Origin of the sequence: Crenothrix polyspora, assembly GCF_900163755.1 — a bacterium.
Taxonomy (GTDB): domain Bacteria; phylum Pseudomonadota; class Gammaproteobacteria; order Methylococcales; family Methylomonadaceae; genus Crenothrix; species Crenothrix polyspora.
In genome coordinates this window covers 17,526-41,302 of record NZ_FUKI01000145.1, presented here as the reverse complement: position 1 = coordinate 41,302, position 23,777 = coordinate 17,526, and the positions used below count along the sequence as shown (strand labels likewise).

Genomic DNA, 23,777 nt, shown 5'->3' with positions numbered 1-23,777 from the left:
AGTAAACTAATTGTGTTTTGTCTTGTCCGAGCTGTAAACGCGCTAATGCTAAAGAATGTACCGCGAGTAATGTATTCTTCTGTGTTTTATTAAAGATTATGAGTTAGCGTTGTAGCGTGTAAAGAATCGACTATTTGCGAGGATTGAGATTGTGGCTTATTTAGATAGACAGTTGTCAGACTATAAAACATCGCTGCCGATTATCAATAAAATTATTGATAACGAAACAAATACCCAGACGGAGCAAACTAAACCACCGGATGATCTCAAAAACAATAATTATCAGTTAGCCAAAAATATGGCGGATGCTAAAGCAGATTTAATTAAAGCACTGGCGCAGTTTCCGCTGACCGCGTTATGGCTTATTAATAAATACGATTCAAACAATACGGTGCAGCCGTGCAAAGAAGCCAATAATTCTGTTACCGATAGCGGATTTTCGGTAGCCGCTATTCAGACAGCTTTTTATGCGTATGCGCACTTTATTCAAGGTGACGGTATCAGCAATGTCGTTCATATTAGCTGCAAACAACGTTTAATTGCTCAGCTACAGCTTTTTTCATTTGGCTTTGACGATTTAATCGAAGCATTAGACGTTATTTTCTACACAATAAAGATGGGCAATTTAGCCAGCAACAATGTACATCGCGCTATTGAAAATCATTTGGCTATGCTGGGTAAGCGTTTGAAAGTTGAGTTATCACCGTTAAAAACCCGCACGTTGCAAAACTTTAGATCGGCAACAACGGCACATTACACGGATGGATTTTTATGTTTAACCAGTGGCGACATGCACGGCCATCTGATCACTTTATTATTGGCTGAGCAGCGTTGGCTAAAAGCCCGACAAGATTTGGTGATGGCTAATAATAAATTGGTGTCGTTTATTGTCAATCAATACCGGGGTCATTTTTTAGATTTTAACGATTTGGTTCAAGAAGGTCATTCAGGTTTATTAAAAGCCGTCGATCGCTTTGACCATCACTTAGGTTTTCAGTTTTCAACTTATGCGGGTTATTGGATCAGACAGGCGATTTCACGCTCATTGTCGCGCAGTGAGCGATCGGTACGCATACCGTGTGAACAAATTGCCAATATTAACCGTGTATTCCGTATTAAAGACCAACTCACTTCCAAGACGGGTCGAGAAGCCAGTATTCAAGACATCGCCCAACATACGCAGTTATCCTGTGCAGAAATTAATAGCATTTTAGCGTTTTCTCAGACATCCATCTCCTTAGACGGCTCAGACGATGATGACAGTGAAAGAGCGTTTGCACCGGTTGATTTTTTAGAGCAACAAACGTTCAGCCATGCTTTTGAAGACATTGCTGAGGTGGAATTGGATACATTGATTGCTGATGCGATTAATCTACTGAATCCACGCGAAGCGCAAGTGGTGCGTTGCCATTTTGGTTTGCATTCGGGTAGCGAGATGACATTGCAAGAAATAGGCGATGAACTGAGTTTAACCCGCGAGCGTGTTCGGCAAATTCAAGTGATCGCATTGAACAAAATTAAAATGAATTACGGCCAGCAACTGATTAATTTTTTATAATGGGCTATCAGGCAGTCTTTATCATCCGTTAGACATAAAATACTTCAATCTTATGTCACATAAACCGCTTAGCTATTTAAAAAAAGCTATTCTTAGTGAAGAGATGTTATTGTGGCGCTCTGAAAATAATGTTTAAAAATTATTTTTAAAAACGAAGAAAATAATTTGAATCTTTTTAGTGATTCATAGACGAATAAGCACTGTGTACTGATGAGTCATGTAAACCCTTAACGTTCGTTGCCAAGTAACGAGACCAGGAGATAACGTAATGAAGAAACATTTATTTAACATATTCATAATATCGGTTGTCATATCAGTTGCCATACTGATATTCAGCCGCTTGAATACAACACCTCCTATACAGGACTCACTCGCGTACTCGGAATTTATTGAAAAAGTTAAAGCGGGGCAAATTGAGCGGGTGGAATTGATTACAGATCGTGGTGAGTCGGTTGCTAAGCTTATTAGAGTCCGTACCACAGACGGCGAAAGTCTGGAGACGATTAATCCTGGTGACACCCATTTAATCGACGATTTATTGGCTGCTAAAATTCAAATCAGAACCTCAGAAGTACCAAAGCAATCTATGGCAATGTCCATATTTATTGCGTGGTTCCCTATGTTGTTGATGATTGCCGTGTGGATTATTTACATGCGTAGACAAGCAGGCGCTGGCAGCGGTGGTTTTGGTAAGAGTAAAGCCAAGTTGCTTGAAGAAAACAAAATGACCGTTAAGTTTGCCGATGTAGCGGGCTGTGAAGAAGCCAAAGAAGAAGTGTCTGAATTAGTTGATTTCTTAAAAGACCCGCAAAAATTTCAAAAACTGGGCGGCAAAATTCCACGCGGTATTTTGATGGTAGGACCTCCAGGTACAGGTAAAACACTGATCGCCAGAGCAGTAGCCGGTGAGGCGGGGGTTAAGTTCTTCACTATCTCAGGCTCTGATTTTGTGGAAATGTATGTTGGTGTCGGTGCGTCCAGAGTCAGAGACATGTTCACCCAGGCCAAGGAACATGCGCCGTGTATTATCTTTATTGACGAAATTGATGCCGTAGGTCGCCAACGTGGTGGTGCGGGTATGGGTGGCGGTAATGATGAGCGCGAACAAACCCTGAACCAATTATTGGTTGAAATGGATGGTTTCACCGGTAACGAAGGGGTGATTGTTATTGCAGCCACCAACCGTGCCGATGTGTTAGATAAAGCCTTACTAAGACCAGGTCGTTTTGATCGCCAAGTCACTGTCGGCTTGCCGGATGTGAAAGGCCGTGAACAAATTCTTAATGTACACATTAAAAAAGTACCGGCTGCGGCTGATGTGGAATTGAAATTTATTGCCAGAGGCACACCGGGTTTTTCAGGGGCTGATCTTGCCAATATTATTAATGAAGCCGCATTACTGGCAGCAAGAACTAACAAAACTGAAGTCAGTATGTACGAGCTTGAAAAAGCCAAAGATAAAATTTTAATGGGTGCTGAAAGACACACCGCAGTAATGACTGAAGAAGATAAGCTATTAACAGCCTACCATGAAGCAGGACATTGTATTGTTGGTCAATTATCACCTGAACACGATCCTGTTTATAAAGTTAGCATTATGCCCAGAGGCAGAGCGCTGGGTATTACCATGTTCTTGCCAGAAAGAGATCAATACGGTGCTAATAAACGCAAATTAGAAAGCCAGTTAGCCAGTTTGTTTGGCGGTAGAGTGGCAGAGCTGATGATTTATGGCGGTGATCTAGTGACGACCGGCGCATCTAACGATATTGAAAGAGCGTCAGAATTGGCACGCAATATGGTGACTCGTTGGGGCTTCTCAGACAAAATGGGACCTATGGTATACGGCGAGCAAGGTGGACAACCGTTCATGGGTTATGCGTCACCAGGTTCTAAAGTGTCTATTAACGCCTCACATCAAATAGATGAAGAAGTGCGTTTATTGATAGATCGCAACTTTCAACGCGCACAAAGCATTTTACAAGAAAATATTGAAGTCCTACACAAAATGGCACAAGCCTTAATGGAGTGGGAAACGATTGATAAGGTTCAAATTGAAGACTTGATGGCCGGTAGAACACCTAAGCCACCTAAAGACGACAATAATACGCCCAATCATCATGATTACACAAAGCACGATAAATCGGATAACACCGATATAAAAATGAATAAAGTTGCTGGACAAGTTTGAGGTGCGCTCATAGATGGGGGGAGCCGTAAGGCTCCCCTTTTTTTTGTCTGCTATTTGGGTATTATTGATATTGCGCTACAATTATTTTCAATAAAATCAATTTTTTATATCAAATCAAATAATTACCCCTGCATTAATTGAGCGCTAGTCCGCTTATTTTTCATAAAAATATCTTGCATTAATTTTACAACGGCTTTTTGCTGTTGGTTGGCGCTTTTGCGGGTGTCGTTATTGGGTGTGATTGACAATAAAAGTCACAAAAATTGACAGTACATTACTATTATTTTTAGAATTTTTGTTTTTATCTAATTAAAACAATTATTTATATTGGTGGCCTGCTTATTGCTTTAACTAAGATTAGTAGGGTTTTAAAGGTTTCATACTTTTAAACCGCGTCATATTAATCAATATAAAAGTAGGTTTGTCATGGTTGCGATAACACAGGATGATAGTTATACACTTAGAGCAATTACCGTATCAGAACTGGGAAAAGTTCAGTATTCGGGTAATATTACAGTGGACTCTCTGTTGGATAATGGGGTTAACTGGAATTTTTTGATGCCTGAGCGCAATATCATCTATTACACTTTTGATACACAATCAGCTACGTCTGCCACAGCGCCTGGTGTTTTGTCGGCTTTTAATACGAACCAAATGAATGCAGTTCGTGTTGTATTGACCGATGTATCTGCCATTACCGGTATTAAGTTTGTTGAGACTAGCAACGGTAACGAAGCGGATTTTCATTTTGCAGCAACTAATCTTTCTGGCAATAACGTAACAGGTTTATGCCAATCGGTGTATTCCTATTCTTATAACAGCCATGATGTGGTGGTGGATTATCAAGCAGAGGCCTATGTATATCTTGATAACGTAGAGTTTGCTTACGAAAACAGTGTTGCCAAAAAAGGAACTGCCGGTTATGAAACGTTGTTACACGAAGTAGGCCATGGACTTGGTTTGAAACATTCATTTGAAGGCGCTATTGTTTTACCCGCAAAACAAGACAATACTAACAATACTGTGATGTCTTACAATCAAACCGGTGTTAATAAAACTGCGTTTCAAGCGAATGATTTGGCAGCACTTAAATGGATTTATGGTGGTGATGGCCTAGGAAAAGCGGGGCATTATTTGTTGGATACACGTCCTGCTGCTAAAACTGAGAGTGTTATAGGCAGTGTTGGTAACGACGTGCTGGTGGGTGATAAAGCACACGCTAACAGTTTTGATACCTTGTCTGGATTGTCGGGTAATGATATGTTGCGTGGCTTAGGTGGTAATGACACATTGTTAGGCGGTGACGGTAACGACATACTCATTGGCGGCAATGGTAACGACAGCCTAAATGGTGGAAAAGGGACTGATTGGGCGTATTACGACAGTGCTAAAGTTGCGGTCACTGTTAATTTAAGCAGTGTTGGCGCTCAAAATACCTTGGGTGCGGGTGTGGATACGCTCAGCAATATTGAAAATTTACGTGGTAGTAATTATAACGACAAGCTTATAGGTAATGCAGTTAATAATACTTTAATGGGCGGTAATGGTCAGGATGTCTTAATAGGTGGTGCGGGTAGTGACACCTATATTTTGGCTGAAACTGTTGCGGCATCTGATACAGTACGTATTGCAGGTGGTGATAGCGTAGTAAAATCGTTTGATAAAGTGGCGGATTTTAAACTAGCCGTTAGCGCTAACAGTATTGTTGGTATTGATAAATTAGATTTGGTTAGCACGCGTATTGCTGGCAATGCCCCGCACGTAGATGGAAAAGATGCAGGACAGATTCACAGTCATCATATTGTTAACGGCTTAATTAGCTTCGATCATATTGATCAGTATAATCATGCCGCAGTTATACATAATACCGACCTTAATGACGTTGTTCGTTACTTACAAACTAACATCGTTGGCATTGGCGAAACCGTTGCGTTTAACGCTGAAGGCAGTACTTATGTTTTTCAAAACAATGCAGCAAATGATACTTTAGTACAATTGCTAGGTAATACTGCCAGTGGTTTGACTGTAACAGGATTGGTTGCTGGCGGTGTGTGGTTGGTTTAGTATGACTGGCTTTGTTTAGCAGGTATGCTTATAAAAAAGTGTATTTTTATAGCCACATTTAATTAAAATATTGACAATCTTTTTCAAAGTAATGGATAGTGTCATCATACAACTATTTTCTAGGATGTTTAGCCTGTGTTCAATGATGTTAAAAGTGTGTTAAGTTCAGTTTTGCAATCTCCCGAAACGATTGATCATTTAACGATGGAATCAGCTTTATTAGGTGCTGTACCTGAAATGGATTCGATGGCGGTGGTGTCCATATTAACTGCGCTGGAAGAGCAATACGGTTTTTTTGTTGACGATGATGAAATTGACGCGACTGTTTTTGAAACCGTAGGTTCGTTGGTAAAATTTGTTGAATACAAGGTTGGCGTAGTATCGTGACTTCGACTGCGCCTTTTTCACCTTTCTTTTTGAATAGCGAAGGACGTGCGTTGTTTTCGGTGTTTTATCCCGCCCAGAATGTAGCCGCTGCCCAAGGTTTTATCTTACATATTCCAGCGTTTGCAGAAGAAATGAACAAATCGCGGCGTATGGTGGCTTTGCAGGCGCAAAGCTTTGCTAATAAGGGCTATGCTGTATTGGTTATAGATTTGTTTGGCACAGGCGACAGTGCCGGTGATTTTTCTGCAGCGAGCTGGCTGCTTTGGAAGCAGGATATTACCGCGGCATGTTTGTGGCTACTAGAACAAGGCGCAACGGCGATTACTTTGTGGGGATTACGCACAGGGGCGTTATTGGCGCTGGATTTTGCTTCTTATACAGTACTTAAGATTAATCATGTGCTTTGTTGGCAGCCGGTGTTAAATGGCGAATTGTTTGTTATGCAATTTTTACGCTTACGTCTTGCTGCGGCCATGATGGATAAAGACGCGCCACAAGAAAAAACCAGTGATTTAAAACAGCAATTGCTTGATGGCGGTGTTGTTGAGGTGGCAGGTTATGCGTTGTCGCCTGAGGTTGTTATGCCGTTGCTGGCATTATCTGCGTATGATATTGATATCAGCAGTGTGGAGCGAATAAGCGTTATTGAAGTGGTTGGCCATAGTCAAAAACTCGCAGCACCAAATACTTTAAAATGGGCTGAAGAGCAAGACAGTAAGGGTAAAGCTATTGTGATAAAAACCGTGGTTGGGCACTCTTTTTGGACTACTCAAGAAATTACTGACGTACCGGCTTTATTAAGTGAATCGCTTAATTGCCTTATTTAAATGACTCAATAATGCACACAGAAACGCCTCTTGTTTTTCAATGTCAGGGTGACTATTTAACAGCGATTGTTCATCACGCTGCTGAGTCGAGCGGTTTAGGTGTGGTGCTGGTAGTGGGTGGCCCGCAATACCGTGTTGGCAGCCATCGGCAGTTTGTCTTATTGGCGCGGCTGCTAGCGGCAAACGGTGTGCCGGTAATGCGTTTTGATTACCGAGGTATGGGTGATTCTGAAGGCGATATGCGCTCATTTGCGGCGGTAGATGATGATATTAACGCCGCTATCACTGCGTTTTATCAGGCATGCCCTGAACTGCGTGGCGTGGTGCTGTGGGGCTTGTGTGATGCAGCTTCAGCGGCACTGTTTTACGCCTATCAAGATTTACGGGTAAAAGGTCTGGCGCTACTCAATCCTTGGGTATTTACCGAACGCGGTGCGGCAAAAACATATCTTAAATATTATTATTTGCAACGTTTGGTCAATCCAGAACTGTGGCGTAAAGTTTTCAGCCTGAAATTTGAGTATCGGCAATCGGTTGTTTCATTATTGAATTTACGTAAAAAATTCATGCGCAATAAAACGGTGTATTCAGTGGCTATGTCGAAAGCCGAGCTTGTTGACGATGCGCTAGATTTACCAACGCGACTACGTGAATGTTTGCAACGCTTTCAACATCCGGTGTTACTAATTTTAAGTGGCAGAGACTTAACCGCCGATGAGTTTAAAGAAACCTTTAAGCATGATAAAAAATGGCGTACATTATTAGCCAATTCGCGTGTTACTCGACACGATTCTGTGGGTGCTGATCATACATTTTCATCGCAAGTGTGGCGTGATCAGGTGGCGGCTTGGACATTGGCATGGCTTAAGACATTGCCAGCAAAAAACTGAAGTTAGGCAACGTCAAGCCAATATTTTTTTGATATTTTTGATCTAACTTGCTAATAATCATGTTGTTATAGCGAATTATGCGTATTGCTTGACGACTTTGCGTTATTTGGCTACCCCTTAATAAGGGACAAGATGTAGGTTGGGTTAAACGCTTTTATCAACCCCAACATTCCCAACGCATTGTAAATGTTGGATTGCCAAGCAGCAGGTAGCCCAACCTATTTGAATGTTATTATTTTTTGCTCCGTTGGTAGCCTGTTATTTAATTGACACTTGTTGTAGTGTGGCCATAGCGGCACTGTTAAATTCATTAAATGCGTGGCCTTGTTGTTCAATAAATAACGCAGCAATACCGGCTTTATTGGCGGCTGCTAAGCCGGCAGTTTTGCCCAGGCACAGTAACGCGGTAGACCACGCGTCGGCTTGTGTAGCGTCATCATGCAATACCGAAACCGATACCGTGCTATGGGTGACAGGTTTGCCAGTGCGGGCATCCAAAATATGGCTGTAACGTATGCCATCAACGTCAAAATAATGCCGATAAGTACCCGATGTCATGATTGCTAAAGGCGTGGTACGTTGTATAGTAATAATTTTATGCAGTGTCCGTTCACCTGATAAAGGCTTTTCTAACGCAATACGCCAAGGTTTACCATCTGGTTTTTGTCCGCGTGTTTGCAATTCACCACCAATTTCTACTAAATAATTGTCAATATGTTGTTGTTCCAATAGGTTGCTGATGCGATTAACGCTATAACCTTGGCCAATTGAAGACAAATCGATGCGTAAATTAGCGTTGTGTTTACGCAGATGTGTGGCATCTAAGCGCTCCAATTGCGTAAGACCAATGTTTTGCAAAGTAGATTTTAACGTTGCTGCATCAGGTGCTGATAACTGATCGTGATTAAAGCCCCATAAATCAAATAACGGTTTTATGGTTAGATCATAACAACCGTCACTGGCGATGCTAACGGCTCGCGCTTGTTCAATCAAATTGACAATTTCAGCATCAACCGGCAGTGCTTGATCACTAATAAGGGCATTAAATTGTTCAATCGCTGAGTCAGGACGGTAGTTAGACAGTTGTTGATCAATACGGGCAAGTTCAGTGTTTAAATTTTTCTCAACGGTCTTTAAATCGGCTGGTGTGTTGCTCCAAAAACTGATGTGATAGCTTGTGCCTTGGGTGTTGCCGCTTAGTTTTTTTAAGTCTTTTTGTTTTACACAACTGACATTTGCCAGTGCGAGCAGCACAGCGACCATGATGGTAGTTAGTTTGTAATATGTTGTTGTTTTCATAGTAAAAAATTTAAAATGTTTAGACGGTAAGCCGGTTAGATTGAATAAGCAGATTATCGGCTGAAAAGCTGAAATAGCGCTATGATTTTAACGGATATTGTCAAAAAATGAACGCTAAAACGTTATTGTTAGTTGCGTTTAATATTGGGCGTTGATATGACTTTTGTATTGACACACAATCGATAATTTTTTTACAGCTTGACAGATAAAACGGCGTTATGAGATGCTTAAACCCCTGCATGTTTTGGTTACCTACTTTAAAGTGGGGACACCTGGCAGCGCACAACTTAACTGTCTGACTTTAAGTGGGTAGTTATAATATGGCTACTTATTAAGCTGGGACATGTTTTGTAAGTTGGGTTAGCTAACAAACCCCAACGATGCGGTGCATTATGTGTTGGGGTTCGGTTACCTCATCTTACCCCAATCTACAGTAGCATTACACTTTGTTCCGCATTAAATTAGGTCGCTTTTATGTGTATAGCCTATTTTTAGCGGCTAAGAGTTTAGGTTAACGAGTAATTTAATTCACATCAACTTGGGTAGATATTGTTAATGATTAAGAATGATCGAATCCTGATTGTTGATGATGTGGTCGATAATATTCGAATTGCGATGAATATTCTCAAGGAAGATAATTACGATTTTTCTTTTGCGCACAGTGGTGTTGAGGCTTTAGAGTTACTTAGAGAAGAGCCAGAGCAGTTTCAACTCATTTTGCTCGATATTATGATGCCTGGCATAGATGGTTTTGAAACGTGCGAAGAAATTAAGGCCAATCCGGCAACTAAAGATATCCCTATTATATTCTTAACAGCGAAAACCGATGTTGATTCCATCTCAAAAGGATTTGTACAAGGCGCTGTCGATTACATAACAAAACCGTTTTTCGCTAATGAATTATTGGCGCGTGTCAAAACCCATATTGAGCTCTATCGTGCCAAAGAGCTGCTGAAATATCATAATATTTTGCTGGAAAATAAAGCGAAGTATGAAAAAATCAGATTACTGACCGAATTAGAAGATAATCAAAAGGAGATGATTTATATTCTTACCGAATTAATGGAATCTACCTCGGATGAGACGGGCAAGCATATTAAGCGGGTTTCCGAAATTTCCGCATTATTGGCTAAATATCACCCAAGCATGACTGAGGATGATATAGAAGTGCTTTATCATGCGGCGCCCATGCATGATATTGGTAAGTTGACGGTACCGGCTGAAATTTTGCATAAAGAAGGCAGTTACAGCGAAAACGACTTTGAAATCATGAAGAAACACGCCAACAATGGCTATGAATTATTACGCTATTCTGATCGAAAATTGATTAAAGCGGCGGCTATTATTGCCCATGAGCATCATGAAAAATGGAATGGCAAAGGTTATCCGCGTGGTTTACAGGGTGAAGATATTCATATTTATGGTCGTATTATTGCGCTGGCAGATGTGTTTGATGCATTAACGCATTCCAGGCGCTACAAAAAAGCATGGGAGACAGTTGATGTGGTGACATACATTAAAGAGCGCAGTGGAGTCCAGTTTGATCCTGAGTTGGTTGATATTTTTATAGCGCATTTGGATGAATTTATTGCTATTGTCAATCCGCAGTGAAACGATTTTTTATTAAATTATTGCATTTATACAGCGTATTAGGCTGTTAAATACCTTGATTTAGGGTGTGGGTATTTTTCTGAATCAATCGATATTAGTGTGTTTTAAGTGTATTTTGGTTTTGGTTGTTACTTTGCTAAGCAGTGGATTGGCATCCAGTAATACCACAAAGCCTAGTCCACTTTACCTGTCAGTCAATAGCAATTTAAAAAATTTTTTAGACTTTGATGAGCAAGCACGGCTACAGAAACCCAGCAGCCGAGTTATACACGAGGTTTTACCAGATAAGCGTGTAGAAGAAACTAACTTGTCAGAAACGAAAGCTATTGACGATAAAGCCCCCACACTTCAGACTCATTTTAAATCGTGTCAGCCATTGTTACGGTGTATTTTTATACCTCAAAGCATATTGGGCAGTGCGTTAAAAAGTGTAATGACGGATATAACTGCTGTCGCTACACCGCATCGTGCGACTCAAAAAAAGTCCCACCCACAACCTGGGCAGTTAGAAACGTTTGTAACAGAAGTATTCGTTGTTAGTAAGCAGACTATATACACTGTTGTTGGTGTATTAAGTGACATGCATGATGTGATTAAAGACTATATTGTCGATCATTTTAATGCGTTTGTAGCAGTCTTGCCAGATGATTTCCACTTAGTAGGTACAGAGTTGCGGCGTGGGCAACCGATGGTGGCTACTATGTTTCAAAACCTATTGAATACGATATCTGGCGTAAAAAACCCACATAAAAAAAGCATTGTTAATCGTCGCAGTGCCACCATTGCTTCCGTTGTGGTGAGCAAACACGAAAAAAAATGGCTGCAACAGCACCCCGTTGTGCGTTTTGCAGGTGATCCCAATTGGTTGCCTTATGAGGGTTTTGATAATCAAGGCCGCTATATTGGTATAGTGGCTGAGCATTTGAAGTTGATTGAGCAAATGTTAGGTATCAAAATTAATATTGTTCAGACGCGTTCTTGGCGTGAATCGTTGGAAAAGCTGGAAAAAGGTGAGGTTGATGTGTTGTCAAAGACCATTGAAACCACGCTTATGCCACAGCTGACCTTCACGCATTCGTATGTTACTAGCCCGATTGTTATCGTGATGCGCTCGGATGCGGATTATGTGGACAATGTTGAACAAATTAAACATCTTAAATTAGCTATTTTTAAAAATTACCGTGATGTCACTTACCCTGCTATTCGGTTTAGTGTTGTTAATAATGTGCCGGATGGTTTGACTGCGGTGTCTACGGGTAAATTTGATGCGCTGTTTTGCACGCTTGCACAAGCCAGTTACGATATAGCCGAATTAGGCATCAATAATGTGCGAATTGTTGGAAAAACTGAGTTTAAAACCGAGTTGGGTTTTGCGATGACGCAGGAATTTGCGCCCTTAGTGCCGTTATTTAACCGTGCGTTAAGTACCATCAGTCAGAGTGAAAAACAAAAAATTCGTGATGCTTGGGGTAAAGACCGTTTTGTCGAAAAAGTAAACTATGTGCTAATAGCGCAAATTGTCGCGTGTTTTTTAGTGATTTTGACGCTGATTTTTTATTGGATACGGCGCTTAATCAATGAAATCAGTCGTCGTAAAAAAAGTGAACAAGAGGTTGTGTTATTAAATGAGCGTTTTGCATTAGCCGCAGAAGCTGTATCGCTTGGGGTATGGGAATTAAAATGGGATGAGCAGCCGTCATTTATTTTTGACGACAAAATGTTTGATATCGTCGGTATTATTAAAAAACCCCAGGTTCTATTTGAAGAATGGCTCAGCAAAATCCATGTTGATGATCATGCACTGATTTATCAATCGCTTGCTAAAATGCAAAAACACGGTGGCCAAGATCATATTGAGTATCGGATTATGCAGGCAGACGGCGGTATTCGTACGGTTTATAGCGGCGCTAGATTGGTTAAAGATGATAATGAAGATATTAGAATAACGGGGGTAAATTGGGATATTACCGAACGTAAAAAAATAGAAAGTGCCTTAGAAAAAGCCAAGGAGCAGGCTGAGCAGGCAAATCGGGCGAAATCTGAATTTTTATCCAGTATGAGTCATGAAATTCGTACACCGATGAACGCTATTATCGGCTTTACTGAATTATTAAATGAACAAATTAAAGAGCATAAGCTTAAATCTTTCGTACAAACCATACAGTCAGCAGGGCATAATTTACTGACCTTGGTTAACGATATACTCGACCTGTCTAAAATTGAAGCGGGAAAAATGAATATCGAGAAAAAACCGTGTAATCCCCATGATTTATTTACTGATTTGAGTAATATTTTTATGATGGGCGTACGCGAGAAAAAGCTCGATTTTATTTTAGATATTGATGCCGAGATGCCTAAAAATTTGTTGCTGGATACCACACGGTTACGGCAGATTTTTTTCAATTTAATTGCTAATGCGATTAAATTTACTGAAGTGGGTTATGTGCGTATTAAGGTCAGTGTCAATAACCGCCGCGATACGCAGTTAGATTTTTGTGTGTCGGTAGAAGATACCGGCATAGGTATACCTGATGATCAGCAGAATGTTATTTTTCAGGAGTTTGAGCAATCGCATGGTCAAGACATTCGTAAATACGGCGGTACTGGATTGGGCTTGTCAATTAGCAAGGCGTTGACGGAAATGATGGGTGGCGAAATATCGCTGGTCAGTATTGTTGGAAAAGGCTCAATTTTTACGGTTAATTTGTACGATGTGGAAATTTCTTCTGAAATTATACAACCGCTGAGTGAGTCTATTTTACAGCATGAGCAGGTTCGCTTTCATCCTGCGGTTATTTTGATTGTTGATGATGTGGCGCATAACAGACGCTTGTTAAAAGAAAATTTTTCGGAAACAGGTTTAGTTATTTTAGAAGCAGAAAATGGTTTAGATGCTGTTTTGCTGGCACGCAACAAAAAAATTGATTTAATTTTAATGGATATTAGAATGCCGGTCATGGATGGTTATCAAGCCGCAGCGACTATTAAATCATTTTCAGCTATACCTATTGTGGCTTTAACCGCCTCAGTCATGGTTGATCAATTTGAACGCTTACGCAGTGAAAATTTTGACGGTTACTTGCGTAAACCGGTGTTAAAAACTGAATTAATGGGTGAGTTATTACGCTTTTTGTTATTTGATTGCCAGGAGTCCATATTGGCTATTAGCAGCGCGATAACGCTTTCATCAGAAGAAGAGGCCTGTTTGCCAGAAGTTTTGGAAAAACTAGAGGAATTAAGTTCCGAGTGTCTCCGCTGTGCTAAAAATAATAATATCTCTGATGTGACACGTTTTGCTGAGCGTATTTTTGCTATAGGGCAGCAGTACCAGTTTCCTTTAGTGGTGAATTATGCGGCGCAATTGAACATGTATATCGATTGTTTTGATATTATTTCAATTAAGGATTCGTTGAATGGTTATTCAAAGTTATTGACTAAGCTGTGGGAGTATCGTGCTTATGAGGTATAAAATGAGTGTTCATTCGGATAGAGCCAATACAGCGCCGTCAAAGTACCTTTAAGGTGCTTTGACGGGTAATTGTGATGGGTTAATTAATCGAAGCTTGGTAGTTGACGCTAAAATCACCTAGGCAAGCCTGAATCGCCGCTAAATCGTCTGGTTTTTGCGGAACAAAGGCATTAACACCCACGCGCGACAAATAAAACACCTGTTCGGCTACATAGTTGCCAGTGGCTCTGAGTTCGCCTTGATAGCCATAACGGCTGCGCAGCAACCACGCTAACGAAAACAAGCGGCCATCCGCCAAATCAGGAAAATCCAGTTCGATTAGCTGGATGTTGTTTAAGTCTTGTGCCAGCGTATCAACTGCATCGCCAGGCACTAAGCGTACACCCAGTTTACCCGTATGCTGTAGAAGTTGTGCTTTATCTTTTTCCCAGTGTGCCAAAGACACGCTGATGTCACCAGCACTGGGTGTGTCGGCTTCGTTAACATAGTGCCAGCTGTTATCAATAATTTGATTATCTTTAATTATTTGCATAAACCCGATCCTTAAAAGGTGCAATGCCCACGCGATTGACCATGTCTAAAAACGCTTCATCTTCCAAGCGTTGCTTAACGTAAACATCCAAAATAGTGGTAATGGTGTTAGTGACTTGATCTTTTGCTACCGCAGGCCCTAAACGCTCACCAATGGCCGCTTCATTTTCAGATGAGCCACCCAAGGTAATTTGATACCATTCGACACCTTTTTTATCCACACCCAGTATGCCAATATGGCCGACGCTTTGGTGGGCGCAGCCATTCATACAGCCGGACATATTGATTTTCAATTCGCCGATGTCATGCAGATAATCCATGTCATCCAGCGCGTCATTGATTTCTTTGGCAACGCCGATAGAACCTGCATTGGCTAAAGAACAAAAATCTAAACCTGGGCAGCAAATCATGTCGGTGGCAGTGCCGATATTGGGCATGGCCAGTTTTAAGCTGTCCAGTTGTTGCCACAGCGCAAATAAATCGCCTTGTTTAACGTCGGAAAATACCAGGTTTTGTCGGTGGGTGACCCTGATTTCGCCAAAGCTGTAGCGATCAGCAAGATCGGCCACGGCATCAAGCTGTTGGTCGGTCATGTCGCCCGGCGGCGTGTCCGGTGCTTTTAACGACAGGTACACCGCCTGGTAGCCAGCCACTTTATGCGGCGCGGTATTGTATTTATGCCAGGTAGCAAAAGCTTTATCGTTAGCGAGTTGTTCAGCAAAGCGGGTATCTTGATCAGTATTGGCCTCATAGGGCGGTGGTGTAAAATGGGTTTTTACCGCAGCCACCCGCTCAGCACTGAGTTCCATACCGTCTTTAATGCGTAGCCATTCGGCTTCCACCATGTCGTTAAATTTTTCCAGTCCAGTTTCCCTGACTAGAATTTTAATCCGCGCTTTGTATTTGTTGTCCCGGCGGCCAAACAGGTTGTAAATACGCAGGATGGCTTCAAGGTAGGACAACAAATGTTGTTGTTCCAGATACGGTTTAATCACTTGACCGATAACCGGTGTACGGCCTAAACCGCCGCCAACCAGTATTCTAAAGCCGATGTCACCGGTTTCATTTTTAACGATATGGATACCGATGTCGTGGAATTGGGTGGCGGCACGGTCACGCTGTGAGCCACTGACGGCAATCTTGAATTTGCGCGGCAAGTAGTCGAACTCTGGGTGCAAGGTCGTCCACTGGCGGATAATTTCGCAGTACGGGCGTGGGTCTTCGATTTCATCCACGCACACACCGGCCAAATGGTCGGAGGTGGTGTTACGCATACACGCACCACTGGTTTGGATGGCGTGCATTTGCACACTGGCCAATTCTTCCAGTATATCCGGCACTTCTTCAAGCTTAGGCCAGTTGTACTGAATGTTTTGCCGTGTGGTGAAATGGCAGTAGCCTTTATCGTATTTACGGGCAATATGCGCCAGCATACGTACTTGTTTAGAATTTAATAAGCCATACGGCCCTGCGACACGTAACATCGGCGCATGGGTTTGTATGTACAGGCCATTTCTAAGGCGCAGTGGGCGGAATTCATCGGCGGACAGTTCGCCACTTAAAAAACGCTGGGTCTGTTTTCTAAACTGTGCGACGCGTTCGTCAACAATTTTTTGGTCAATTTCGTTGTATTGGTACATGATTAGCTTTACAGGCAGTCTGTTTAAGTTCATTTATTAGCAACGGATCATCATATACCGCACGGCATAAAATGACAAAATTTATTCTATAATGATAGAATTAGCGGTTAACGCGTGGTTTTCGGTTTATATAATTCTAAAAGTTTAAGAGGGGAAAGTGGTGCGATCGTTATTCGTTTTGTTGTTAGTTTTGTTATTGCCGGAAATTGCGATGGCCGGTGAGTTTGAGAGCCTAGGTTTGACCGGAACGCAGCGTGGTATTTATTCGGTTTTAATTTTTATCATTGCTTATGGTTTTGTTATGACCGAAGAATTTACGCATTTGCGTAAATCCAAGCCGGTTATTTTGGCGGCGGGCATTATTTGGGCGCATGCGGCGGTTTTAGCTTCCCAAGCCGGTGTTTCGGCTGAAGACATGCACAAGGCTTTTGAATATAACCTGAAAGAATATGCAGAATTGATGCTGTTCTTGCTGGTGGCGATGACCTATATCAACTCCATGTCTGAACGTAATGTCTTTGAGGCGTTGCGCTCTTGGCTGGTCAGAAAGCAATTTGGTTACCGTAAACTATTTTTGATTACCGGCATCATCACTTTCTTCCTGTCGTCTGTTGCCGATAACCTGACTGCGGCGTTGTTGGTGGGTGCGGTGGTGTTGGCGGTAGGTTCTGATAACCCCAAGTTTGTCAGCATTGGTTTTGTCAATCTGGTGGTTGCGGCCAATGCCGGTGGCGCGTTCTGTCCTTTTGGTGATATTACTACGCTGATGGTTTGGCAAGCGGAATACGCTGAATTTTTTGACTTCTTCAAGTTGTTTGTGCCGTCTTTAGTTAACTATGCAGTACCTGCTGCTGTGATGTATTTCGCAGTGCCTGATGAGCAGCCTAAAGCATCCAGTGAAGCAGCTGTACAGTTAAAAACTGGCGCTATTGTGATTTGTGCCATGTTCTTAGGCACGATTGCAACGGCGGTCAGCTTTAAGCAAGTCCTGCATTTACCGCCGTTTATGGGTATGATGGTCGGTTTGTCTGTCTTGATGTTCTACGGTTATTATTTAAAAACCCGCCATGCGCCCGAAAATGGTGATGCAGGTTTTGATATCTTCAATAAAGTAAAAAGTGCTGAATGGGACACGTTGTTGTTCTTCTTCGGTGTGGTGTTTGCGGTGGGTGGTTTAGGTTATATTGGTTATTTGGAATTGTTGTCCGGTGCGATGTACGAAACCTTAGGGCCAACAACAGCTAACATCCTGGTTGGTTTGATTTCAGCGATTGTGGATAACATTCCGGTGATGTTTGCGGTATTGAACATGAATCTGGATATGGATTTGTATCAATGGTTGTTAGTCACCTTGACAGCCGGTGTGGGTGGTTCGTTATTGTCGGTCGGATCTGCGGCTGGGGTCGCGTTAATGGGTCAATCTGACCATAAATACACTTTCTTTAGCCATTTAAAATGGACACCTGCGATTGCCGCAGGTTACGCAGCCAGTATCTTGACGCATTATTTGATTAATGGTTGATAGTTTGATTTAGTGTCTTACAGTCGTAAAAGGCTGCCTTTCGGATAAGGTCGGGATCAACTTTAATTGGTCTCGACTTTTTCCGGTCTTGTTTTATCCAAAGAGGTGAAGTATGTTTCACGCTCCAAAACACTTGTTAATTAATTTAGTCGTAATTGGTGGGGTTGTTGCTACAACTATGATGCCAGTTGCTTATGCCGAAAACTCTGAGGTTACTCTAACTGAACCCGCCCATTCGCTGGATATGGATGCGACTGAGTATACTAAAGCGTACGATGTTAGCTTTACTGAAGCATTGCGACGTTTAATTATTCAATTATCATCAGATGATGTGGAAGCTGATCTAAAGAACAAGTACAAAGATCGTTTGGCCGGTATGTACGTCGAGCATACGCCGAATTATCGCCTAGTAGTTCGTTTAAAAGGCAACGCTGGAGTGCTCGATACCACTTTTCCGCTTGCGAATAAAACCCCAGTACCTTTTGCTGAACCACTTGATTTGCCTGTTGTGTTTCAAACGGGAGCAGAATATACACTGGCAGAGCTTGAAAAAATTCGAGATGCTCATTTAAAAGAATTTGGTGCTATTCCGGATCTTGAAAGTGTTGAAATTGATGAGCGGTCAGGCGAATTGGTTGTGGATGTTTTTGAGCCTGAAACAGCGTCATCTTCTAGCCTAAGCCGTTCCGCCTCACTGTTTAAAAATTTGCCTATCAAAATTAGACGTAAGAGTGCGAGACTAGGAAATCATGCAAATGCCAGAGCTTCAGAATCGATGACGATGACGATGACGGCTGCGGGTACATCGCTTTACGGTTGTACGTCTGGTTTTAACGTAACAGATAAAGCTACGCAGAAGAAATTTTTTTCCACTACAGCTGCACATTGTGGTAACTATAAAATAACTCTTGATGATCGTAAGACAACGGGAAATGATAAGATTGCATTGAATCATGTTAAAGATTATTGGACTGCTGATCAAGATTTCCAGGTGATGTCAGTAAAGCCTCCGTTATTACAAAATATTTTGTTACCTCAGTTTTTTGCTAAGGATAATGTGGCCAAAATATTAACAGGTAAACGTACCCTTGCTCATACAAACGCGCATACTGGCACAGTAACGGGAGATATTGTTTGTCATTACGGCGCAACAACTGGCCATAGTTGTGGTGAGGTGCAGTCAGTACGAAATTGGCGCGGTATTGATTGTGGTCCAAATGAGGACATAGTCTGCGGGAGGACATCAGTAAGTGTGGCTGGAGACCAATTAGATTGCTGGGTGGGTGACAGTGGCGGGCCTGTTTTCATAGGAGATGTTGCTGTGGGTTTACATGTTGAAGGTTCTAGGCCAGGTACTTGGGAAATAGTGAAAAACGCAAAACCAGCAAAGTATTATCAGGAATGGAACAAGACAATGAAGGGCAAAGGAGGGTGTGGTGGAAAACAAAAGAATGGTCATGAGTATGGGGGGATGGTGTATATGTCAACGGATGAAATTTACAAAGCAGGTTACCAATTGATATACGGTAAGAAGAAGTAGGTATCCATTCATCGTTTCCCTATTTTATCGATCTCATTTGTATGTAAATGGGGAGCAGGCACGAAACCGTTTCTAAGAGGAAAAAGTTGAGATGAATATTTACAACGTTAAATGCTTGTGCCTGATTGCCCTGTTTTTTACAGCTGGTTGTCAAAATCCCAGTCGCATAGTCTCAAAGCCTGCTGTTTTAAAGCCCACAGTTTCAAATGAAATTTTGAATGAAATTGTTCAAGCTAACCATCCCCAGTCTAAAATTCATGTGGCAAATGGTATGGTGCGGCAGGTGCCTATGGGTTATTATCGTGAGCCTGACGTAGGTACGCTGAGGCTCGGTAAAGATAATTGCTTTTATATAGAATTGGACAATGGTATTAAGGTTCTACCCGTTCTTATTTCAGAGTACAGTAGCCCGGAAAATTTGTCATTTAGCTACACAAAAGCATTAGGCAAAAAAGTAATGGGATATTATCGCAAAGATGCCATAGATTTAACATCAACTGCATTTAATGAGTCAAACATCGGTTGGGTGACGTTACCACCTCATCTGCAATGCGATATTTCGCGAGTACATCAATATCGAAGCTTGGAATTGTATAGGCGTAAAGGGGAGCATGAAGGGCATTTAACTGATGATTCAGAATACAATAGTCAGCTTAGCAACCCTAAAAGTGAAGGTAAGTTGTCGTACATTGGCGTATACAATTATGCCCATGTATACGAGGACGATGATTTTTATATCGCCACACACGGGCTAGTTAGTGAAGGCGTTTTTTTCACTGAAAAAGACTGCCTTTATATCCGTTTTAAAGATGGAAAAATTGCACTACCTATTTTTAGAACGCAGCGCACATTTTGGCAAGACACTAAAAACACCTTGAGGGCATCGGGAAGGGATTTTCATTTAGGGGAAACTTATTTTTTTGCAATGATGCCGAGTACTGGTGAGCTATTTTCTGGCCCTCAAATAATTACCCCACCGCATTCCAGTTGTAATGCCAAACAAGTGCGTTATGTTCATAATATTTATGAGCCCGCTGAGTTTAAAAAAAAAGAAGCTGAATATAAAACAGAAGAGTATGGAGCAAAAATAACAGCTGAAAGAAAAGAAATGTATGAAGCTAGGAGAAAAGCCTTAGTAAAAGAAGAGTATGAAGCAAGGAAAAAAGCAGAAGTGAACCGCAACCGGTAAGCTTAATAGATGTTTAATTTTCTAGCTGCCACGTACATTCCATGACGGACAAAATAAATATCAAACAAGTGCTTTTCAATCGGCGTATGTTGATTTGCATATTCACCGGCTTTAGCTCCGGTTTGCCGCTGTATATCCTTATCAGTTTAGTGCCTGCGTGGTTGCGCACCGAAGGCGTGGATTTAAAATCCATCGGTTTATTCGCCCTCATCCAATTGCCGTTTACTTGGAAATTTATCTGGGCTCCCCTGTTTGATCGCTACATTCCCCCCTTAGGTCGCAGACGCGGCTGGTTGCTGATTGCCCAGGTCGCCTTGGTGATTATCCTGCCTGCTTATGGCTATTTGAACCCCAAGCTGGATTTATGGACTATCGCTTACCTATCATTGATAGTGGCATTTTTTAGTGCCTCACAAGATATTGTGCTGGACGCTTATCGGCGTGAGTTATTGCTAGAAGCCGAGCTGGGTCTGGGTAATGCCATCCATGTTAACGCCTATAAAATTGCCAGCTTAGTGCCAGGTGCCTTGTCTTTGGTGTTGGCCGACCATTTCGCCTGGAAAAGCGTGTATCTTATTACCGCGTTATTTATGTTGCCTGGCATTGTGATGACGTTGTTTGTCAGTGAACCTGAGCTGAAAGGTGCGCCGAAAACTTTAAGAGCCGCCGTGGTTGAACCATTTGAAGAATTTCGCAGCCGTGGCCTAAAACCCGCGTTATTGATCTTGGCGTTTATCTTTTTTTATAAGCTGGGTGATAGCATGGCCACCGCGCTTGCCACCCCGTTTTATCTGGATTTAGGCTTTACTAAGACCGAAATTGGCCTGATTGCCAAAAATGCCGGTTTGTGGCCAAGTGTGATTGGTGGGCTATTAGGCGGTATTTGGATGATCCGTTTAGGCATCAACCGCGCGTTGTGGATTTTTGGTGTGGTGCAAATGGGGGCTATTTTAGGTTTTGCCTGGCTGGCGATGGTGGGGCATGATCCACTCTGGCTAGCCGTGGTGATTGGTGTTGAGGCTTTGGGTGTCGGTTTGGGTACGTCGGCGTTTGTCGCCTTTATTGCGCGTACCACGCACCCTTTGTACACGGCCACGCAATTTGCCTTGTTTACCAGTTTGGCGGCTGTGCCGCGTACGTTTGCTAATGCAGCCACCGGTTATATGGTGGAAGCGCTGGGCTGGAAAACCTTTTTCTTGATTTGCTTTGGTTTGGCCATTCCTGGTATGTTACTGTTGGTTAAGGTTGCGCCGTGGAATGCGAAAGACTAGCGTTTTTAAAGGTTCACATGATAAATGATCGTGATATTCGTTGGCAACAACGCTTTACCAACTATAAAAAGGCATTGCTTCAGCTTAAAGACGCGGTGGTGCTTAGTCAGCAGCGAGCCTTATCAAAGCTGGAGAAGCAAGGTGTTATTCAAGCCTTTGAGTTCACGCATGAGTTGGCTTGGAATGTCCTAAAAGATTTTTTGCAAGATCAGGGTAATCAAGATATTAAAGGCTCAAAAGATGCTACTCGTGAGGCGTTTAAGGTCGAGTTGATTGCAGACGGCGAACGCTGGATGGCGATGATCCAGAGTAGGAATGCGTCTTCGCACACCTATGATGAGCAGACCGCCGAACACTTGGTTACTGCGATTATTAATGAGTATTTCCCACTGTTTGAGATTTTACAAATAGAAATGCAGAAATATTTTTAATGTGTGTGGTTACAGCGGCTAAGTTAGGCTTACCACACGTTACTTTAGATAAGCTCAACAGCGTTTTTCAGCAGCACAGTGCCATTGATACGGTTCTGGTTTATGGGTCGCGTGCTAAGGGTAATTATCGTCGTGGTTCTGATATCGATTTGACTATCAAAGGCAGCATTATAGCGTTTTCTGAATTCATGCAAATAGAAGATCAGATCGATGATTTATTGCTGCCTTATACGGTGGACTTGTCGCAGTACGCCCAGCTTAGCAATGTTGATTTAATTGAGCATATTGATCGCGTTGGGGTGGTGATATATGGCAAAGACAGTTAATTTTAAGGACATTGGTTCAATGCGGTCAGTCTATTGCTTCTTTTAAAAAGGGTCGTAATCAAAGCCTATATCGTGGCCACTCTGATACATTTTGTAAATAATGAAGTATGAAAACAAATGTGCTATCAGTAATTGGATACCAAGGTTAAATTCATTACTTAATAGCGTGATACTGAATAAAACAGAATATATAATATAAGGTGCGCAAATTACATAAAATTCGGTTATTTTTGTTGTCCTATTGCCAATTGGTGTGGATAAGTAATAGTTTCTAATTTTTGCCAGTAAGCCTTTTTTAAATTTAAAAAATAGTACGCTGGTAAAAATGGCTAAGGATATAATGATAAATGAAATTAGAAAGCTAGCGCTGTTTGCAACATCATGATACGACAGAAATACTAATATAATCGTAGCGAAACTGAGTTGAATATTAAAATAAATATACGTAGACGAGAAAATAAAGCTGGTAAACAGATTGCCAATAATAGCTGTTAAGCTCAGGTTCAACATGCTGTGCATTAAAAAAGCTAGCCAAATAGATACGATTGTAAAGCTACTAACAGGGATACCATTTTCTTTTAATTCTATAAGCGTAATGTTTATAAATTGCGGTGTTGACGTACTGACTAATGTTAATATGTTAAAAAGATAACTTAATAGCCAGGCAATGATTAGGAAAATAAAAGTTTTATAAATAAGACTTTGTAATGTGCTGCCAGAGTAAATTTTTTGTTTTGTTAATACTGTTTTTTTGCTGTTATTTTTCTTTAAAAAAAATAAGCCAGCGGTTAGTGCCATTAATATAAAAATTTCAAAAGGATATTCTTCTATCGCAATATTTAGCATTTTTAACTCGATGTGTGAAATACATGTACAGCGTTTTCAACTTAGGACAGTTACAGCCACCGTTTGTGCTGAGCTTGTCGAAGCATGAACGGCACACTTCGACAAGCTCAGTGTGAACGGTTACGCTGTAACTATTGAACTGTGAAAACGCTGTATTTTCAATAACATCGAGTGATAGAGTGTCGTGT

General features: G+C 41.6%; 18 protein-coding genes. 14 read left to right on the top strand and 4 right to left on the bottom strand.

The annotated features are described in order from the left end of the window. Positions 1 to 151: 151 nt before the first annotated feature. The 6 genes from CRENPOLYSF2_RS14900 to CRENPOLYSF2_RS14875 all read left to right on the top strand — a co-directional run bounded on the left by CRENPOLYSF2_RS14900 (position 152) and on the right by CRENPOLYSF2_RS14875 (position 7,914). Positions 152 to 1,558, top strand: a complete 1,407-nt coding sequence (locus CRENPOLYSF2_RS14900; protein ID WP_087144740.1) for a sigma-70 family RNA polymerase sigma factor — start codon at positions 152 to 154, stop codon at positions 1,556 to 1,558. A 268-nt stretch (positions 1,559 to 1,826) separates the two neighbouring features. Then, a complete protein-coding gene (gene ftsH / locus CRENPOLYSF2_RS14895) occupies positions 1,827 to 3,746 on the top strand; it encodes an ATP-dependent zinc metalloprotease FtsH (RefSeq protein ID WP_087144739.1) in 1,920 nt (639 codons plus the stop codon). A gap of 426 nt (positions 3,747 to 4,172) precedes the next feature. Next, positions 4,173 to 5,810 (top strand): matrixin family metalloprotease, encoded by a 1,638-nt coding sequence (locus tag CRENPOLYSF2_RS19385; protein WP_087144738.1) that lies wholly within the window; start codon positions 4,173 to 4,175, stop codon positions 5,808 to 5,810. A 171-nt stretch (positions 5,811 to 5,981) separates the two neighbouring features. Next, on the top strand, positions 5,982 to 6,197 hold the full coding sequence (locus CRENPOLYSF2_RS14885; protein WP_245808018.1) for an acyl carrier protein: 216 nt from the start codon (positions 5,982 to 5,984) through the stop codon (positions 6,195 to 6,197). Further along, the gene (locus CRENPOLYSF2_RS14880; RefSeq protein WP_176371134.1) at positions 6,194 to 7,024 is read left to right on the top strand and encodes a hydrolase 2, exosortase A system-associated; all 831 of its coding nucleotides are present in this window, start codon (positions 6,194 to 6,196) and stop codon (positions 7,022 to 7,024) included. The genes CRENPOLYSF2_RS14885 and CRENPOLYSF2_RS14880 overlap by 4 nt, the downstream gene beginning before the upstream one ends. 11 nt (positions 7,025 to 7,035) lie before the next feature. Then, positions 7,036 to 7,914, top strand: a complete 879-nt coding sequence (locus CRENPOLYSF2_RS14875; protein ID WP_087144735.1) for a hydrolase 1, exosortase A system-associated — start codon at positions 7,036 to 7,038, stop codon at positions 7,912 to 7,914. Positions 7,915 to 8,172: 258 nt separating this feature from the next. On the opposite strand, the gene CRENPOLYSF2_RS14870 is transcribed toward CRENPOLYSF2_RS14875, so the two are convergent. Next, entirely contained in the window at positions 8,173 to 9,213 is a 1,041-nt protein-coding gene (locus CRENPOLYSF2_RS14870; RefSeq protein ID WP_245808017.1) for an FAD:protein FMN transferase, read from the bottom strand. Between the two features lie 555 nt (positions 9,214 to 9,768). On the opposite strand from CRENPOLYSF2_RS14870, the gene CRENPOLYSF2_RS14865 reads away from it, so the two are divergent. Then, complete coding sequence (locus CRENPOLYSF2_RS14865) at positions 9,769 to 10,824, top strand: response regulator (RefSeq protein ID WP_087144734.1); 1,056 nt, start codon at positions 9,769 to 9,771, stop codon at positions 10,822 to 10,824. A 433-nt stretch (positions 10,825 to 11,257) separates the two neighbouring features. Then, positions 11,258 to 14,293, top strand: coding sequence for an ATP-binding protein (locus CRENPOLYSF2_RS14860; RefSeq protein WP_140396876.1), 3,036 nt, complete (start codon positions 11,258 to 11,260; stop codon positions 14,291 to 14,293). A gap of 79 nt (positions 14,294 to 14,372) precedes the next feature. Here the strand turns inward: CRENPOLYSF2_RS14860 and CRENPOLYSF2_RS14855 are convergent, their stop codons facing one another. Beyond that, on the bottom strand, positions 14,373 to 14,825 hold the full coding sequence (locus CRENPOLYSF2_RS14855; protein WP_087144732.1) for a DUF934 domain-containing protein: 453 nt from the start codon (positions 14,823 to 14,825) through the stop codon (positions 14,373 to 14,375). Next, positions 14,812 to 16,464: a nitrite/sulfite reductase gene (locus tag CRENPOLYSF2_RS14850; protein WP_087144753.1), complete on the bottom strand. Its 1,653-nt coding sequence runs from the start codon at positions 16,462 to 16,464 to the stop codon at positions 14,812 to 14,814. Before CRENPOLYSF2_RS14850 ends, CRENPOLYSF2_RS14855 begins: the two co-directional genes overlap by 14 nt. Before the next feature lie 211 nt (positions 16,465 to 16,675). Between CRENPOLYSF2_RS14850 and nhaD the strand changes: the two genes are divergently transcribed. The 6 genes from nhaD to CRENPOLYSF2_RS14820 all read left to right on the top strand — a co-directional run bounded on the left by nhaD (position 16,676) and on the right by CRENPOLYSF2_RS14820 (position 22,743). After that, the gene (nhaD, locus tag CRENPOLYSF2_RS14845) at positions 16,676 to 17,986 is read left to right on the top strand and encodes a sodium:proton antiporter NhaD (protein ID WP_087144752.1); all 1,311 of its coding nucleotides are present in this window, start codon (positions 16,676 to 16,678) and stop codon (positions 17,984 to 17,986) included. A 112-nt stretch (positions 17,987 to 18,098) separates the two neighbouring features. Further along, a complete protein-coding gene (locus tag CRENPOLYSF2_RS14840) occupies positions 18,099 to 19,526 on the top strand; it encodes a chymotrypsin family serine protease (RefSeq protein WP_087144731.1) in 1,428 nt (475 codons plus the stop codon). Between the two features lie 91 nt (positions 19,527 to 19,617). Next, positions 19,618 to 20,715: a hypothetical protein gene (locus tag CRENPOLYSF2_RS14835; RefSeq protein ID WP_087144730.1), complete on the top strand. Its 1,098-nt coding sequence runs from the start codon at positions 19,618 to 19,620 to the stop codon at positions 20,713 to 20,715. 41 nt (positions 20,716 to 20,756) lie between these two features. Next, positions 20,757 to 21,986: an AmpG family muropeptide MFS transporter gene (locus CRENPOLYSF2_RS14830; RefSeq protein WP_087144729.1), complete on the top strand. Its 1,230-nt coding sequence runs from the start codon at positions 20,757 to 20,759 to the stop codon at positions 21,984 to 21,986. A gap of 17 nt (positions 21,987 to 22,003) precedes the next feature. Then, complete coding sequence (locus CRENPOLYSF2_RS14825; RefSeq protein WP_087144728.1) at positions 22,004 to 22,417, top strand: nucleotidyltransferase substrate binding protein; 414 nt, start codon at positions 22,004 to 22,006, stop codon at positions 22,415 to 22,417. Continuing rightward, entirely contained in the window at positions 22,417 to 22,743 is a 327-nt protein-coding gene (locus CRENPOLYSF2_RS14820; RefSeq protein WP_087144727.1) for a nucleotidyltransferase domain-containing protein, read from the top strand. Before CRENPOLYSF2_RS14825 ends, CRENPOLYSF2_RS14820 begins: the two co-directional genes overlap by 1 nt. Positions 22,744 to 22,785: 42 nt before the next feature. Here CRENPOLYSF2_RS14820 and CRENPOLYSF2_RS14815 read toward each other — a convergent pair whose 3' ends face one another. After that, positions 22,786 to 23,589, bottom strand: coding sequence for a hypothetical protein (locus CRENPOLYSF2_RS14815; protein ID WP_087144726.1), 804 nt, complete (start codon positions 23,587 to 23,589; stop codon positions 22,786 to 22,788). Positions 23,590 to 23,777: the final 188 nt, after the last annotated feature.